Source organism: Komagataeibacter saccharivorans, from assembly GCF_004348195.1.
GTDB lineage: Bacteria > Pseudomonadota > Alphaproteobacteria > Acetobacterales > Acetobacteraceae > Komagataeibacter > Komagataeibacter saccharivorans.
This window is the reverse complement of the sequence record NZ_CP036404.1, coordinates 1,732,776-1,749,279: the sequence shown is the minus strand read 5'-3', so window position 1 is coordinate 1,749,279 and position 16,504 is coordinate 1,732,776. Positions and strand designations below refer to the sequence as shown.

The 16,504-nt window shown below is 62.0% G+C and carries 16 protein-coding genes; 10 read left to right on the top strand and 6 right to left on the bottom strand.

What is annotated here, in order from left to right; genetic code table 11:
• The first annotated feature begins 42 nt into the window (after positions 1-42).
• The 8 genes from KSAC_RS07935 (at position 43) to KSAC_RS07900 (ending at position 9,214) form a co-directional block, all read left to right on the top strand.
• Positions 43-804, top strand: coding sequence for a tol-pal system YbgF family protein (locus KSAC_RS07935; protein ID WP_102325499.1), 762 nt, complete (start codon positions 43-45; stop codon positions 802-804).
• Between the two features lie 20 nt (positions 805-824).
• Positions 825-2,099 carry a tRNA lysidine(34) synthetase TilS gene (gene tilS / locus KSAC_RS07930; RefSeq protein ID WP_132305024.1) on the top strand — a complete coding sequence of 425 codons (1,275 nt, stop codon included), beginning with the start codon at positions 825-827 and terminating at the stop codon, positions 2,097-2,099.
• Between the two features lie 130 nt (positions 2,100-2,229).
• Positions 2,230-4,170 (top strand): ATP-dependent zinc metalloprotease FtsH, encoded by a 1,941-nt coding sequence (gene ftsH, locus KSAC_RS07925; protein WP_102325501.1) that lies wholly within the window; start codon positions 2,230-2,232, stop codon positions 4,168-4,170.
• Positions 4,171-4,266: 96 nt separating this feature from the next.
• Positions 4,267-5,304, top strand: a complete 1,038-nt coding sequence (gene folP, locus KSAC_RS07920; RefSeq protein ID WP_132305022.1) for a dihydropteroate synthase — start codon at positions 4,267-4,269, stop codon at positions 5,302-5,304.
• 50 nt (positions 5,305-5,354) lie between these two features.
• A complete protein-coding gene (glmM, locus tag KSAC_RS07915) occupies positions 5,355-6,713 on the top strand; it encodes a phosphoglucosamine mutase (protein WP_102325503.1) in 1,359 nt (452 codons plus the stop codon).
• 3 nt (positions 6,714-6,716) lie between these two features.
• Positions 6,717-7,526: a bifunctional hydroxymethylpyrimidine kinase/phosphomethylpyrimidine kinase gene (thiD, locus tag KSAC_RS07910; RefSeq protein ID WP_132305020.1), complete on the top strand. Its 810-nt coding sequence runs from the start codon at positions 6,717-6,719 to the stop codon at positions 7,524-7,526.
• 131 nt (positions 7,527-7,657) lie between these two features.
• Positions 7,658-8,383, top strand: coding sequence for a response regulator transcription factor (locus KSAC_RS07905; RefSeq protein WP_102325505.1), 726 nt, complete (start codon positions 7,658-7,660; stop codon positions 8,381-8,383).
• Positions 8,384-8,815: 432 nt separating this feature from the next.
• Complete coding sequence (locus KSAC_RS07900; RefSeq protein WP_102325676.1) at positions 8,816-9,214, top strand: hypothetical protein; 399 nt, start codon at positions 8,816-8,818, stop codon at positions 9,212-9,214.
• A 24-nt stretch (positions 9,215-9,238) separates the two neighbouring features.
• Here KSAC_RS07900 and KSAC_RS07895 read toward each other — a convergent pair whose 3' ends face one another.
• The 3 genes from KSAC_RS07895 to KSAC_RS07885 form a co-directional block, all read right to left on the bottom strand.
• The gene (locus tag KSAC_RS07895) at positions 9,239-9,499 is read right to left on the bottom strand and encodes a hypothetical protein (protein WP_174234098.1); all 261 of its coding nucleotides are present in this window, start codon (positions 9,497-9,499) and stop codon (positions 9,239-9,241) included.
• A gap of 222 nt (positions 9,500-9,721) precedes the next feature.
• Complete coding sequence (locus KSAC_RS07890) at positions 9,722-10,345, bottom strand: hypothetical protein (RefSeq protein ID WP_132306176.1); 624 nt, start codon at positions 10,343-10,345, stop codon at positions 9,722-9,724.
• A gap of 113 nt (positions 10,346-10,458) precedes the next feature.
• The gene (locus KSAC_RS07885; protein WP_102325506.1) at positions 10,459-11,148 is read right to left on the bottom strand and encodes a YfdX family protein; all 690 of its coding nucleotides are present in this window, start codon (positions 11,146-11,148) and stop codon (positions 10,459-10,461) included.
• Between the two features lie 422 nt (positions 11,149-11,570).
• Here KSAC_RS07885 and dinB point away from each other — a divergent pair, with 422 nt between their 5' ends.
• Positions 11,571-12,656 carry a DNA polymerase IV gene (dinB, locus tag KSAC_RS07880; protein ID WP_132306174.1) on the top strand — a complete coding sequence of 362 codons (1,086 nt, stop codon included), beginning with the start codon at positions 11,571-11,573 and terminating at the stop codon, positions 12,654-12,656.
• 151 nt (positions 12,657-12,807) lie between these two features.
• Here dinB and KSAC_RS07875 read toward each other — a convergent pair whose 3' ends face one another.
• From KSAC_RS07875 to KSAC_RS07865, 3 genes are all read right to left on the bottom strand, one after another.
• Positions 12,808-13,377, bottom strand: a complete 570-nt coding sequence (locus tag KSAC_RS07875; protein ID WP_102325508.1) for a DUF1643 domain-containing protein — start codon at positions 13,375-13,377, stop codon at positions 12,808-12,810.
• A gap of 79 nt (positions 13,378-13,456) precedes the next feature.
• Positions 13,457-14,743 carry an NAD(P)/FAD-dependent oxidoreductase gene (locus KSAC_RS07870; RefSeq protein ID WP_110547018.1) on the bottom strand — a complete coding sequence of 429 codons (1,287 nt, stop codon included), beginning with the start codon at positions 14,741-14,743 and terminating at the stop codon, positions 13,457-13,459.
• 55 nt (positions 14,744-14,798) lie between these two features.
• Positions 14,799-15,722, bottom strand: a complete 924-nt coding sequence (locus tag KSAC_RS07865) for an MBL fold metallo-hydrolase (protein WP_110547019.1) — start codon at positions 15,720-15,722, stop codon at positions 14,799-14,801.
• A gap of 90 nt (positions 15,723-15,812) precedes the next feature.
• Between KSAC_RS07865 and KSAC_RS07860 the strand changes: the two genes are divergently transcribed.
• Positions 15,813-16,487, top strand: a complete 675-nt coding sequence (locus KSAC_RS07860) for a peroxiredoxin (protein ID WP_102325511.1) — start codon at positions 15,813-15,815, stop codon at positions 16,485-16,487.
• Positions 16,488-16,504 lie beyond the last annotated feature (17 nt).

Below are 16,504 nucleotides of genomic sequence, written 5' to 3'. Positions count from 1 at the left end.
GTTTTAGGTATGCATGCGTAGTGTTGCAAAAGGGTTTGGTCCATGCGGTCTGTGTTGTCATGTTTCCTTTCAGTCGCTGCCCGGTCCCGTCAGTGGGGCAGGGTGGGTATGCTGGCGGGTGGCGTATCGCTGGCCTGCCTTGGTGGCGCGCGCGCTGATGACAACAGCGGCAACCTGACCCTGCAGCTGCTCGACCGCGTCAACACGCTGGAACAGGAAGCGCGCGACATGCGCGGTGAAATCGACCAGTTGACCAATCAGGTCCAGCAGCAGAATGCAGCGCTGAGCAAGCAGATCGATGACATGAATTTCGCCATGCAGCATGGCCATGGCGCGGCCCCTGCTGGCGGGGCGGCGGCTTCCGCATCTCCGGCTGCTTCTGCTACCGCACCGGCGGCCACGGAAACGCCTGCGGCAAAACGCACGCCGGACGATCTGCTGAAGGCGGGGACCGATGCGCTGATGCAGCATGATTACGTGACGGCGCAGGCGGATGCGCAGCAGGTCCTGTCTGGTCCCAAGAGTGCAAAGCAGGTCGATGCGCAATATCTGCTGGCCCAGTCGCTGGCCGGGCAGAAGCAGTACCGGCAGTCCGCGCTGGCCTATTATGATGCCTATAACCGCGCGCCCCATGGCGCGCGTGCCCCCAGTGCCCTGCTGGGCGTGGCGGCAACGCTTGTGGCGCTCAATGACAGGGCTTCCGCCTGTCAGGCGCTGGACAAGCTGGCCAGCGAGTTTCCCCAGCCTGCCGACCGCATCAAATCCGCTGAACAGGTCTATCGCAAGCGCGCCAAGTGTAACTGACCGCCATCCGGTTCCAGAGAATGGAAGCGGCTGAACCGGTAGGCCAGCAGGGCTTTGACGCCATCATGACCGAACTTGGCCCATGGCCGGGCCAGGGGATACCTGTGGCGGTGGCCGTATCGGGTGGGGCGGACAGTATGGCGCTGGCCATCCTTGCCCGGCGGTGGCGGACCGATGTGATCGCGCTGGTCGTGGACCATGGACTGCGCGCGGAATCCCGGACTGAAGCGGAACAGACGGTCGCGCGCCTGTCCATGCTGGGTATACAGGCCCGCCTGCTGACCCTTGAGGGGCTGGAACGTGGCTCCCGTATGGCCGAACGCGCACGCCGTATGCGCTATCAGGCACTTTTTGCCGCCTGTCGCGATCTTGGGGCGCTGGATCTTCTGGTGGCGCATCATGCCGGGGATCAGGCCGAAACGGTCATGATGCGCGGACGTGCCGCCAGCGGTCAGGACGGTCTGGCCGGGATGGCGCTGGCCCTTCCCGTTACCGATGTCAGGCTTGTCCGCCCCCTTCTGGCTTTCACCAAGTCCGCGCTGTACGCCACCGTGCGCGCGGCGGGGGTGACATGGGTGGAAGATCCATCCAATGCCGATCTGCGGACCGAGCGCGCCCGTGCCCGGCAGGCCCTGCGTCAGGACGCGGTGCTGGGCGGCAGCCTGTTTGCACAGGCGCGGCAGGCGGGGCAGGCCCGCATGGCGCAGGACCGCGATGATGCGTTGTGGCTGGCGCAGCATGCGCGGTTCCATCCGGGTGGATGGGTCGTGCTGCCTGCCGGTCTGGCACCGCCCCGCATTCTTTCCGCCCTGATCGGAGTGGTGGGGGGACGTGATTATCCGCCAAGGCGGGACGCGGTGGCGGGGCTGGTCCATGCGCCACGGGCGGCGACGCTGGCGGGTGTCGTGATCGTGCCATGGCGGGACGGGCAATGGCTGCTGGCGCGTGAGGAAGCAGCGATGGCGCCCTGCGTCTCCGCCGGGGCAGGCGCTGTGTGGGACAGGCGTTTCGTGCTGCGGGCCCGACACGTGCCGAAAGATATGTATATCGGTGCAGCGGGGCCGGTAGCGCGCTGGTGGCCTGCGGGGCAAGGGCGTTCCGGGTGGCCGGCCTGCGTGTTGCGTACGTTGCCGGCCCTGTGGCACGATGGGCGGGTTATGGCTGTGCCGCATATGGGACTGTGCATGCATGACGGCATCGCAGATGCGTTTTTTGTAAACCAGCCCCCCCATCCTGCCTTTTCGGGTGCCCTGTTTGGCCGCCCGACCGCCCTGCCTGTCGGGGCCGGGCAATAAAAGGTGGTGGATTGGGGGTGTGAATATCCCTTGATCGTCCTATGTATGATAAACGTAGTGAACGTGGCGCCTGTTCGTCTGCCCTCTGTCGGGTAATGCGAAGGGGCCAGCGGATGGAACAGTAGGCAAGATGAACAATTTTGGCCGGAACCTGGCCCTGTGGGTTATCATCATCGTCCTGTTGCTGCTGCTGTTTAACGTTTTCCAGCCCGGAAGCGTGCAGCACGCATCGCAGCAACTGGCATATTCCGATTTCATCGGGGACGTGAACAGCGGGCATGTCCGGTCTGTTGTGGTGCAGGAACATAATATTACCGGCACCCTGACGGATGGCACCTCGTTCGACACCTATGCCCCGCAGGACCCGACCCTGATTCCGCGCCTGACGGAAAAAGGGGTGGAGGTTGCGGCCAAGCCGCTCGAAAGCGACACCAATCCCATCCTGCGCTACCTGATCAATTACGCGCCATTGCTGCTGATGGTCGGTGCGTGGATTTTCATCATGCGCCAGATGCAGTCCGGTGGCGGTCGCGCCATGGGCTTTGGCAAGTCGCGCGCGCGCATGCTGACCGAAAAGCAGGGCCGCGTTACCTTTGATGACGTGGCGGGCATTGATGAAGCCAAGGGCGAGTTGCAGGAAATCGTGGATTTCCTGCGCGATCCGCAGAAGTTCACCCGTCTGGGCGGCAAGATCCCCAAGGGTGTGCTGCTGGTCGGCCCCCCCGGCACGGGTAAGACCCTGCTGGCCCGCGCCATCGCGGGTGAGGCGAACGTGCCGTTCTTCACCATTTCCGGTTCCGACTTCGTTGAAATGTTCGTAGGTGTTGGCGCATCGCGTGTGCGTGACATGTTCGAACAGGGCAAGAAGGCTGCCCCCTGCATCATCTTCATTGACGAAATTGATGCCGTCGGCCGCCATCGTGGCGCGGGCCTCGGCGGTGGCAATGATGAACGTGAGCAGACGCTGAACCAGATGCTGGTCGAAATGGACGGGTTTGACAGCAATGAGGGCGTGATCCTGATTGCCGCGACCAACCGCCCCGACGTGCTTGACCCCGCCCTGCTGCGTCCCGGCCGTTTTGACCGTCAGGTGGTCGTACCCAACCCCGATGTGGCGGGCCGTGAAAAGATCCTGCGTGTCCATATGCGCAAGGTGCCGCTGGCATCCGATGTGGACCCCAAGGTCATCGCCCGTGGCACGCCCGGCTTTTCGGGTGCCGATCTGGCCAACCTTGTCAACGAAGCGGCGCTCATGGCCGCCCGCCTTGGCAAGCGTACGGTCGCCATGCTGGAGTTCGAGAACGCCAAGGACAAGGTGATGATGGGGGCCGAGCGCCGCTCCCTCGTCATGACCGAGGACGAAAAGAAGATGACCGCCTATCATGAAGGTGGCCATGCTCTGGTTGGCATCCTGACCCCCGGCTCTGATCCGGTGCATAAGGCGACGATCATCCCGCGTGGTCGTGCGCTGGGCATGGTGATGAGCCTGCCGGAAAAGGACCGTTATTCCGAAAGCCGTTCATGGTGCATTGGCAAGCTGACGCTGGCGATGGGTGGCCGCGCGGCGGAGGAAATCATCTTTGGCCCCGATAATGTCTCCACCGGCGCATCGGGCGACATCAAGATGGCGACAGACGTGGCCCGCCGTATGATTACGGAATGGGGAATGAGCGAAAAGCTCGGCATGGTGGCCTATGGTGGCAACGGGCAGGAAGTGTTCCTTGGTCACAGTGTGACGCAGAACAAGAACGTGTCCGAGGAAACCGCGCGTGAAATCGACAACGAGGTGCGCAAGCTGATTGATGCGGCCTATGACCGCGCGCGCACCCTGCTGCTGGATCATATCGACCAGTTGCACCGTCTGGGTGAGGCCCTGCTGGAATATGAAACCCTGACGGGTGAGGAAATCCGGCAGGTGCTGCGTGGCGAGAAGATCGAGCGTGTGGTGGTCGATGACCCGATGCCGGAAAACCGCCGTCCGTCAGTGCCGCCTTCTGCACCGTCAGCGCCGGTCGAACCGCTGCCTTCGCCGGAAGGCAATGGTGGGGTTGGCGCAGCCCCGGCGAGCTAGAACTGTCTTACAGGTGTTGAATATATGGCGGGGTAGCCTTGGGCTGCCCCGCCATTTTTGTATCTGGTGATAGAAAAACTGGATAGAAGAGGAACAATGGACGACCGGCTGATCGAACCCCTTGGCCTGCTGCACGGTACTGCCGCCCGGCAGGCGGTTGAGGCAGGCATTGCGCTGTGGCTGGGACAGGGAACGCACGCTTTCGCCCTTGCCCGCCTGATCGGGGGCGGGGAAGCGGGCCGGATCGTGCCGGTATCCGCCATCCCGTCGCAATGGGCGGATGTCGTGGCCCGGATCACCGCCCCCGTATCCGATGCGGGCCTGCCCCCGGGGCCGCAGGTCATGGGGATCATCAACGTAACACCCGACAGCTTCAGTGATGGTGGCCAGCATTACACGACGCAGGCCGCGTTCGACGCCATAAAGGCCATGTATGCGCAGGGTTGCCGGATCGTGGATATTGGTGGGGAAAGCACCCGTCCCGGCGCTCCACCCGTCGCGGCGGAGGAGGAATGGCGGCGCATCGGCCCGGTCATCCGCGCGGTGCGGGCATGTTCCGCGCTGGATGGACTGCATATTTCCGTGGATACCCGTCAGGCCATGGTCATGGATCAGGCCCTGCTGGCGGGTGCCAGCATGGTCAACGATGTCTCGGCCCTGACGCATGACCCGCTGGCCCGTGCGGTTGTCGCGCGGCATGGGTGCGCGGTTACCCTCATGCACATGCGCGGCACGCCCCAAACCATGCGGCAGCACGCGGTTTATGATGATGTCGCCGCAGATGTGACGCGTGAACTGTCCAGCCGCGTGGATGAAGCCGTGGCCGCGGGCATAGAACGTACGCGCATGGTGGTGGACCCGGGCATCGGCTTTGCCAAGACGGGTGCTGGCAATCTGGAACTGCTGGCACGTCTGCCCATTCTTTCTAATCTGGGTTGTCGCGTTCTGCTTGGTGTTTCGCGCAAGCGCATGATTGGGGAAATCTGCCATGAACCCGATGCCTCCCGCCGCGATCCCGGAACGGTGGCGGCCACGCTGCCGGGAATGGTTTTTCCCGGTATCGTCATGCGGGTTCACAACGTTTCAGCCATGATGCAGGCCATGCGCGTAAGGCAGGGGCTGGATCGGTCATAACAGGTAAGGTAGGTCGTGTACGACCAGAACGTATCCGGAGATCCCCCGTCATGGTAAAAACAAGAAAGCTGTTCGGCACAGATGGCATTCGCGGGACGGCCAACCGCTTTCCCATGACGGTCGAAGTGGCGCAGAAGCTGGGGCAGGCCGCAGGACTGCATTTCATCCACGGCACGCACCGCCACCGCGTTCTGCTGGGCAAGGATACGCGTCTGTCGGGCTACATGATCGAATGCGCGCTGGTATCGGGTTTTCTGTCCGCCGGCATGGATGTGACCCTTGTGGGGCCAATGCCGACACCGGCCATCGCCATGCTTACCCGTTCGCTTCGGGCGGATCTGGGGGTGATGATTTCCGCATCGCATAACCCGTATGGCGATAATGGCATCAAGCTGTTCGGTCCCGATGGGTTCAAGCTGTCCGACGAGATGGAAGCCCGGATCGAGGCGGCCATGAATTCCGATCTGACCGACAGGCTGGCCGCACCCGACCAGATCGGTCGCGCTTCACGGCTGAACGATGCGGCGGGGCGGTATGTGGAAAGTGCCAAATCGTCCTTTCCGCGCGGGCTGCGGCTTGATGGCCTGCGTATCGTGATCGACTGCGCCAATGGCGCGGCCTACCGCGTGGCCCCGACGGCGTTGTGGGAACTGGGGGCCGAGGTCGTGCGGATCGGCTGCGATCCCAATGGCATCAACATCAATGAAGGCTGTGGTTCCACGCGGCCCGAAGCCCTGTGCGCGGCAGTGCTGCGTCATCGGGCTGATATCGGCATTGCCCTTGATGGTGATGCCGACCGTGTCCTGATTTCGGATGAAAAGGGACGTCTGGTGGACGGGGACCAGATCCTTGCCCTCATTTCCAAGTCATGGGCGCGGCAGGGGCGGCTGGCTGGCCGCCATATCGTGGCGACCGTCATGTCCAATATGGGGCTGGAGCGGTATCTGGAAACGCAGGGGCTGGAACTGGTGCGCACAGCGGTGGGCGACCGCTACGTTGTGGAAAAGATGCGCGAACTGTCGGCCAATATTGGCGGCGAACAGTCCGGGCATATGGTCCTGTCCGATTTTGCCACAACGGGCGACGGACTGGTCGCGGCCCTTCAGGTTCTGGCCGAAGTCGTGGAGACCGGTCGCCCCGCCAGCGAGGTCTGCACCCTGTTCCAGCCTTACCCGCAGTTGCTGCGTAATGTCCGTTTCGCCGGGAAAAGCCCGTTGCATGACCCGAAGGTGCAGGAAGCCCGTGCGGCGGCGGAAAAGCGGCTGGGGGATCGCGGGCGGCTGCTGCTGCGTGAAAGCGGAACCGAGCCGCTGGTCCGTGTCATGGCGGAAGCCGAGGATGAAGCGCTGGTAAAAGCCGTGGTCGAGGATATGTGCGAGGCTATTACCGCGATCCAGATGGCGGACTGAACCATGCGCGGACGCATTCTCATCATGGCGGGCAGTGACAGCGGGGGTGGCGCTGGCATCCAGGCGGATATCAAGACGGTGACGGCGCTGGGTGGTTTCGCCATGACGGCCATAACGGCCCTGACCGCGCAGGATACGCAGGGCGTGCATGATGTCATGCCGGTGCCGCCGTCCTTCATCGTAGCCCAGATGCGGTGCGTCATGGATGATCTGGGTGTGGACGCCTTCAAGAGTGGCATGCTGGACCGGGCCGAGGTGATCGAGGCCATAGCGGACGTGCTGGTGACAGGCCCCGATGTTCCTTACGTGCTGGACCCGGTCATGGTCGCCAAGGGTGGGGCGGCGCTGCTGCATGACAGTGCGCTTGCGACCCTGCGCGCGCGCCTGCTGCCGCTTGCATCCATCCTGACCCCCAACATCCCGGAAGCCGAGACCCTGCTGGGCCGCCCCATCGCGCATCGTGGGGACATGCTGGCCGCCGCCGGTGATCTGCTGGCGCTTGGACCAAAGGCCGTGCTGCTCAAGGGTGGGCACATGTCGGGCGACGAACTGGTGGATGTGCTGGTGGGACCGGGAGGAGAGGTTGAGGAATTCGTCTCGCATCGGATTCACACCCGCCATACGCATGGTACGGGCTGCACGCTGGCCAGCGCCATTGCCACCGGGCTGGGTCAGGGCATGACATTACGTGATGCTGTCATGCGCGCGCGCGCTTATGTGCGCGAGGCGATTCTTGCAGCGCCAGGTTATGGAGCGGGTGCGGGGCCCCTTAACCATGCTGTTGGTATCGGGCATCAGAACATTAATTATTAATTAATTAGTAGCCGCTTCTGATATACATAAAATTCATGAGAAAGCGGTAATATATAGTCAACTTTAGGTTGTTCATTAATACCGATGCACCTATAGGTAGATGAAGTGTAAATATCTACTGGATGGTCGATATGCGGATTTTGCTTGTTGAACCGAATGCCCTGAAAGCCGAAGAGACCTGCCGGCACATGGAAAGAGCGGGGTTCACAGTAGATCATGTCGACACGGGGCATGATGCGCTGGGAATGTTAAAATCCTATAACTATGATTTGGCCGTTATGGATATTTGCCTGCCCGATGTGGATGGGTACGAGGTGATCCGTGTCAGCCGGGTGGCGCGGGTGCCGACGCCGGTGCTCATCCTGTCTGATGAGAAAGCCGCTACCGCCAAGGTGAAGGCCTTTTCAACCGGGGCTGATGATTATGTGACGCGCCCTTACGAATCCATGGAACTGACGGCCCGGATGCAGGCTGTAATTCGCCGTTCGAAGGGGTACAGCGAGCCCACCCTGCGCGCGGGACAACTGGAACTGTGTCTCGACAGTCGTGAAGTGCGGGTGCAGGGGCGGCTGGTGCATCTGACCGGCAAGGAATACGTCATCCTTGAGCTGCTCCTGCTGCGGAAGGGGATGGTGCTGACGAAAGATGCGTTCCTGAACCATCTGTATGGCGGCATGGATGAGCCGGAAATGAAAATCATCGATGTTTTCATCTGCAAGCTGCGTAAGAAACTGCAGGCCGCCGGGGGCGGGCAACTGATCTCCACCGTATGGGGGCAGGGCTATGTCCTGCGGGATGATGGGGCGCCCTTTACCGTGCCTGCGACCCCGTCCGGTACGCCGGTGCAGGCGAGCTGAATACAGGCCGGACCGACCTGTCCGTGATTAAGATGCAGTTGCTTGAAATTCCCTGATTATCCAGAAGCTATCCCGATTTTAGGGGAAGTGCCGGGATGATCAGGGCCTCGTCTGCCCTGAAAAAAACGCAATGGGCTGCTATACTGTCCGGTAAAATAAAAAAAGGCAGGTTCCCCATCATCTGGGAAACCTGCCAAGTCTAAAGTGATGATTCGATGTGCGATGCCCCCATCGCCCTATTGTTATCGCATTGGTATTCCTTGCCCAGACATGAGATAAATCAAAGTTGGGCAGAATAATGCATATGCTTTTTCTGTGGCATCTTTATTCCATTCCCGTGATGGGACAGGATGCGGGAATTAACAGGATAGAAACGGGCAGCAGGCGATGGGTAACAAAAAGGCATTGAGACATCTATTCACCAGCAGTGCGCTGCTGCTTGCCGCGGCTACGGGCCTGAGTGCATGCGAAAGCGCGCATGACCGGATCGTGGATAAGGAAAACAGCCTTGCGGCAGCGGGTTTCGTGGCGCGCCCCGCTGATAATGCCGAACGGCAGACGATGTTGCAGAAGCTGCCCCCCAACCGGTTTCTGCAGAAATCGTTCGGGGATCACATGCTCTACATCTATTCCGATCCCAAGGTGTGCAACTGTCTTTATGTAGGGAATCAGGCGGCTTACGGACGCTACATGTCCTACGTGCAGGCGCAGAATCTGGCGGACCAGCAGCAGATGACCGCCGATACATACCAGGATGCTTCGTGGAACTGGGGCATGTGGGGCTGGGGCGGCGGCGGCTGGGGCGGCCCGTGGGGCGGCGGCTGGTGGTAATACGCAGGCGGGTCCGCACCCGCCTTATCTGACAGGCGGAACTTCGGTGGGTTTGGGCCGATGGTCGGCATAGACGATCATCTGCCATGCTTCGCGTGTATCGGGGCGGTGCGGATGGGCATGGATGGGGGGCAGAAGCTGTCCCTCGGTCGCCGCTATTTCCACCCCGCAGCCGACACAGCGGTAAATACCCGAATGGGGCGCCACCGAGCGCGGGGGATGGATCTTGTCGAATTCAGGATCGGTCCACGTATCAACAAATTGCGCGGACTGGTAAAGGGCCATCCCGTTCTCCATCATTGCCGGTAGCGGTTGTAAGGCTGTCGTATACAGGGTGATAACGCTATCCCCCATGTTATGATGCAGCACCACACGCTGCATAGATGTAGAATACGGATATTGCCATTATTACAGGCCACTCTGCCGTCACGATGTTGATGACGGAGTCGAAACAGGCCCGTTCAGCAAAAGTATAACAGAAGTATAACCGCCAGAGCGATTCCGCCCCTAATCGGGGGAGCGCAGCGTCAGCGACTGGTCAATGGTCTGCGTTACGATGGCGTTCAGTGCGCCATGCGCCGCCGTCCACTGGAAGGGATCGGCATCGTTATTGAATGTCGGGTCAAGCTGATCGTCATGAACCGTGCCGTAAGCCTGAAAATACATGTCGGGCCGTGCCGGAATGGTATCCATTGTCCATGTCCAGTCATCTGACAGCAGGGCTGTCGCACCAACCATGGCGCACGGATGCGCATGTGACAGTGTCACGGCATGCGTGGTCATGAGCGCCGCCTGCGGACGATGATAGCTGGTGTCGCCGCCGATATCTTCCATCTGTAGCTGTCGCCTGCGCGTTTCTTCCGCAGCAGAAATGCCCCGCCAGCCATCCCCATCCGGCGGGGCGTGTGCACGGTCCAGCGGATCGGATGCGGGGCCGAAGGCATGGCCCGCATAGTTCAGGGCAGTCCCCGCCGGCACCAGTACCGGCCCGCGGGCCGGGGCATCCTGTATGAAGCTGTTATCCAGCGTATGCTGTTCCAGACAGATCTGGATGCGACCGCCCGCCCATGCGGGATGAAACAGGCCGGTCATCGCCGCGCAGGCCACACCCAGAATAATGACGAGTCGCATGGGGAACAGCCCGCCCCGTTCCATCTGACCTTCACGACCACCCGGCTTGCCTGTGGTGGAAACCGGGTGGGGCAGGAGCATGGAATACACGGACCTGGGCGTTGGGCCGGGTCCTAGTGGGCGGCTTTTTTACCAGCGCCCTGACCTGCCGGGGTGCCGACCATGTCTTCGGATACAAAGCGGATGCTGTTCTGCGCGTCCTGCAATGCGTTATCGGCATTCTTGACGTCTTTGCCCGTCAGCAGGTTGGTTGCGCGGTAGACATCGCTCGCACTGGCATCCAGCGGGGCGATGGCCAGCACGAAATCAACATCCACGCCCGCGACCTGCAGGGTCTGCGCCGCCTGGCCGGGCTTGCCCTTGTTCAGGCTCGTATTGGCGGAAGTCACTGCGGCACCCTTGGGGGAGGTGGGCTCCAGATCCTCGGTCACGATGTATTCGCCATCAACCGGCAGCCATGCCACGGGCTGGGTTCCCGGCGCAGCCGACGGGGCGGGCGCACCCTTGGGGGCTTTTTTCGCCGGAACCAACTGGGCTTCGGCCTTCATGAACACCCGGTTGTCGCTCTTGGCGCGGGTCAGGGCGTTGTTGGCGTCAACCAGCAGCTTCTGGGCGCCCGCAATGTCATTATTGGCCAGCGCGCTGCGGGCCATGGCGATATCGTCAAAGGCGCGGCTGCCATCGATCGACAGCTTGGCGAAGTCGCGGTTGACCGCACGCCCGGCGGACGGGGTCGCATGGGCGGCGCCAATCACCGTACCGAGCATGAGCAGGGATGCAGGCAGGAAGGCGAATTTCTTCATGGTTCATACTCCGGTCTTTATCGTGGTATCATTGCGTGCCCCCTGCGCGAACAGAAGCCATAGCGATGCAATGCGGCTGCCCTGTCATCGCATGCCGGACGGGAATGGGCGCATGGAATGTGAAATGCGGTATGGTCATGTTTCCGCCATGCGGTAGTATGAAGATATGCCGTTCCCGTTCGGAACGGATGTATCGACCAAGGAATGAACCATGTCTGAATGTGCTACCAAATGCCCCACCAAGTCCCCCTGCCTGAAGGGCGTTCTGGTTTTCGGCGCGATCGCCGGCCTGATCGTGTTTTTCCTTAAGAAGAAGAAGTGCAACGGCTGATCTGCCGTAATGCCGTATCGGCCATGCCCCGGCGGGGTGTGGCCATACGGCCCATAGGCATGTTGCCCTGTTCCGGTCGCGGTGCGCCGTGATGGACCGGCAGGAAGTGACGCGTCGTATCATCCATGTCGATATGGATGCTTTCTATGCCTCGGTCGAACAGCGTGACAATCCGGATCTGCGTGGCAGGCCGCTTGCCGTAGGGGGCGCGGGGCGTCGTGGTGTTGTTGCCGCGGCCAGTTATGAAGCCCGGCGTTTCGGGGTCCGGTCGGCCATGCCGTCCGTCACCGCCCAGCGCAAATGTCCAGATCTTGTATTTGTCCGGCCGCGTTTTGATGTGTACCGCGCGGTATCAGCCCAGATCCATGCAATCTTTGCCCGGTTTACGCCGGTCATCCAGCCGCTTTCGCTGGATGAAGCCTATCTGGATGTAACCGATCCCCTGCAGGCTTATCCGTCCGCTACGGCCATTGCCACGGCAATCCGCGCGCAGATCCATGATGCGACGGGCCTGACGGCATCAGCAGGCGTATCTTACAATAAATTCTTGGCCAAACTAGCGTCGGATTATCGCAAGCCCAACGGTCAGTTCGTGATTACGCCCCGCATGGGCCCCGATTTTGTAGCGAACCTGCCGGTGGAGGATTTCCACGGTATTGGCCCGGCCACGGCGGCGCGCATGCACGCGCTGGGTATCCGCACCGGCCTTGACCTGCGCACGCAGCCCCTGTCACGACTGTTGCGGCATTTTGGTAAGGCGGCGGATTTCTATTACGGCATCGCCCGTGGCATTGATGAACGTCCCGTAGAGGTCAATCGGCCCCGCCGTTCGGTGGGCGCGGAGCGCACATTTGACGCCGATATCCATGAATGGGTCGGCGCGCAGGCCGCGATTGCCGATCTGTCGGAACGGGTCTGGGGCCGATGCCTGACGCGCGGCCTGACCGGCATTACCGTGACCGTGAAAGTCAAATATAACGATTTCAGGCAGATCGTGCGCGGGCGTACGGAAGCTGAACCCGTGCGCGATGCGCCCGATCTGGGACAGCGCGCCATGGATCTGCTGGTTCCCTGCTTTCCGCCCCGGCGCGGCATAAGGCTGCTGGGGGTCACCGTATCCGGCCTGCGCGAAGCCGGGGAGGAACCTGCCCCTCGTCAGCTTGCCCTGTTCGGGTAACATCCTGGATGACGGATGGCAGCGACAGGAAAGCCGGCTGTCCGTCGTCTTTCCCAGGAGCCTGCACCTGTAGAAGGCAGGCCGGATTCGGTGATCTGGTCAGGGGGAGACGCGGGATATGGCCTCCATGTCTTGCCGCCTGTTGTGAAAATCAGGCAGCCGGGACCGGCGGCAGGGGTTCGGGGCGCAGGTCGGCGGGCAGGTACAGCGGATGTTCCGGCCGACCGGAGCGACGGCTCAGGCGCATGGCGCTGACCGTAATCCCGTGCTGCTGGAGCATGCGCACCACCTCCGGCCCGCGTGCCAGCAGCCCCTTGAGCAGGGGCGAGCCATAGGCCGCGATGACCAGATCGGCCTTGCGCGCCATCTCCAGCAGATGGCGGTCATTATCCGGGCCGACCGGATCGGGCACTTCCGTCAGGCGTTTCTGGTCGGTGCAGCGATAGGCGAAGGTATTGCCCACCAGCAGCGTGCCATATCCCCATGCGCGGGCGTAGCGCTGGCATTTGGCCACGGTGCGGTCATCGCCATCCTCCGTCGCGACGGAGGGATTCATCATAAGCCACATCACCGCCGGCAGCGCCGGGTCCCATGTACGGGTCAGGGTGTAGCGATAGCATTTGTCCGGTCCGCCATAAATGGCATGGCTGACCACATCGGCGGAAAGGCGCAGCGGGCGGGAATGGCCCACATGGTGGCGGGGCGGTTGCTGGGTATTCATGGGCGGTATTCATACGCATGGCCGCGCGGAGGTCCACCCCCGCGCGGCCATGGTATGGTAAGACAGTCGTTCCGCTGGTTCAGCGCGGCGTGCCGATCTTGTGCGGTGCGACCATGAGTTCACGGCCCTTGAGCATGCCATCCCAGTACAGCACCGGCATCACCCATTCCTTGAGGAACCATGCCAGTTGGGTCGGCTTGCGGCCATCAAGCAGCCATGTCGGCAGGGTCGGCTCCAGCTTGCCGCCATAGCCGAACTCGGCCAGCACGATCTTGCCGCGTTCGACCGTCAGCGGGCATGCGCCATAACCATCGTAATCGGCAACCATCGGGCGGTGATCCAGCGTGGCCAGCACGTTGACCGCGACCACCGGGGCCTGCACGCGCACGGCGGCGGCTGTCTTGGCGTTGGACGTGCCTGCAACATCACCCAGCGCGAAGACATTTTCATATTTCACATGGCGCAGCGTTGCAGGATCGACCGCCACCCAGCCACCATCGCCCGCAAGCGGGCTGCTGCTGATGACTTCCGGCGCGCGCTGGGGCGGGACGACATGCAGCATGTCGAATTCCGTCTCGACCGTGGCCTTGGCGCCGTCCTCGCCCACATTCTCGAATGTTGCGATACGGCTGGCCCCGTCCACCTTCGTCAGGCGGGATTTCAGTTCCAGATCGATGTTGTAGCGCTTGATGTATTCCATCAGGGCGGGAACGAACTCCTTCACCCCGAACAGCCCCGGTGTTGCGGTGTGGAAAGAGACGTGGATGTTGTCCGCAAGGCCACGGCGACGCCACGCATCGCATGCCAGATACATCGCCTTCTGCGGCGCGCCCGCGCATTTGATCGGCATGGGCGGCTGGGTGAACACGGCGTTGCCACGGCCCAGCGTCTGCACGAGCTGCCACGTATAGGGGGCAAGGTCATAGCGGTAGTTGGAGGTCACGCCGTTGCGGCCCAGCGTTTCGGTCAGGCCGGGTATCGCGTCCCAGTCCAGCGTAAGGCCGGTCGCAACCACCAGCACGTTGTAGCGGATGGACGATCCGTTCGACAGGTGGACAAGATTGGCGTCGGGTTCAAAACCGGTCGCCGCCGCCTGCACCCAGTCCGCTCCGGCGGGGATCAGCTTCTTTTCCGACCGGCGGGTCTGGGACTGCTTGAATACGCCGCCACCCACCAGCGTCCAGCCCGGCTGGTAGAAATGCGAACCCGAGGGTTCGATGATCGCGACCGTGATGCCGCCCCGGCGTTTGAGGATGCTGGACGCGGTGGAAAGCCCGGCGGCCCCGCCGCCCACCACGACGACATCATAGGTCAGTCCCCGTGCGGAACTGGACAGGCTGGGGGCGGATGCGGCGGTATCTGTCATGAATGGTCTCCGTACTCAGTAATGAAAAAACCGGAAATGGCGGGGCGCGGCGCTGTCAGGCCTGATTGACCGGTATTTTTATGTAACTTACACCATTGTCTTCGGGTTCAGGCAGGTTGCCGCCGCGCATGTTGACCTGCACGGACGGCATGATCAGGTTCGGCAGCGACAGCGTGGCGTCCCGCGCGGTGCGCATGTTCACGAACGTCTCTTCGTCCACCCCTTCATGAACGTGGACGTTATGGCGACGTTCCGCCCCGATGGTGGTTTCCCATACGTAGTCGTCGCGTCCCGGCGCCTTGTAGTCGTGGCACAGGAACACGCGCGTTTCGTCTGGCAGCGAGAGCAGCCGCCGGATGGAATGGTACAGCATGCGGGCATCCCCACCGGGGAAATCGGCGCGTGCGGTACCGTAATCGGGCATGAACAGCGTATCACCGATAAAGGCGGCATCCCCGATCACATAGGCCATGTCAGCCGGGGTGTGGCCCGGTACATGCATGGCCGTGACCGGTAGCGTGCCCAGCCTGAACTGCGCCCCGTCATGGAACAGATGGTCGAACTGCGACCCGTCGCGGGCAAAGCGGGTGCCCGCGTTGAACAGCCGCCCGAAAATGCCCTGTACGCGGATGATGGCGTCCCCGATCCCCAGCTTGCCGCCCACACGTTCCTGCAGCCACGGGGCGGCGGACAGATGGTCGGCATGGACATGGGTTTCCAGAATCCATTCCACCTTCAGCTTTTCAGCGGTCACATAATCCACGATTTCCTGCGCGAAGGCGGGATCGGTCCGGCCCGATGCCGGGTCGTAATCCATCACGCTGTCCACGATGGCGGCGGCCCGCGTGGCCGGGTCATGGACGACATGCGTGGCCGTGAAGGTCGGGATGTCAAAAAAGGTCCTGATGACCGGAACCTGTCCCGTCGCGCGACAGGTGGCGATCTGGCTGGCTGCTGCCGTGATGACAGGGTCTGGCATGGAACGCCTTCCATAATTTCTAAATTACATAATAAATGTATGTTATAAGATGGCTTGCGTCAAGGCGCGGCAGATGCAAAAGGGCAGGACATGAGCAGCGAGGGCAGCATATCCGCAACCGGCCATGTGATGGACATGCGCCCGTTGCGTATCGGTGACGTGGCGCCTGATTTTCAGGCCCGTACAACCAAAGGGGACATCCGCCTGTCGGATTTCCGCGGGCAGTGGCTTCTGTTTTTCTCTCACCCGGCTGATTTCACGCCCGTCTGCACCAGCGAATTCATTGCGCTGGCTCAGGCCGCGGACCGTTTTGCAAAACTGGACTGCGCGCTGCTGGGCCTGTCGGTGGACAGCCTGTATGCCCATCTGGCATGGCTGGAAGCGATCCAGAGCAGGCTGGGGATCGAGATTCCTTTCCCGCTGGTGGAAGATCCGTCCATGGCGGTGGGTCGTGCCTACGGCATGCTGGACCGCACGGCCCGGAACAGTGCGACGGTGCGCGCGACCTACGTGATCGACCCCGCTGGCGTTATCCGTGCCTTGGTGTGGTATCCCATGTCGGTTGGCCGGTCGGTGGAAGAACTGCTGCGTCTGGTCGAGGCCCTGCGCCGCAGCGATGGCGATACGGTCATGACACCCGAAGGCTGGCAGCCTGGCGATGACGTGGTCAGGCCTGTCCCCACCACGCAGTCCGGCGTATGCAGCGCGGGCGCGCGCTGGTTCTATGATGTCATGCCCGATACGGGCCGCCCGCCGGCACGCTAGCGCCGTGCCAGCCAAGG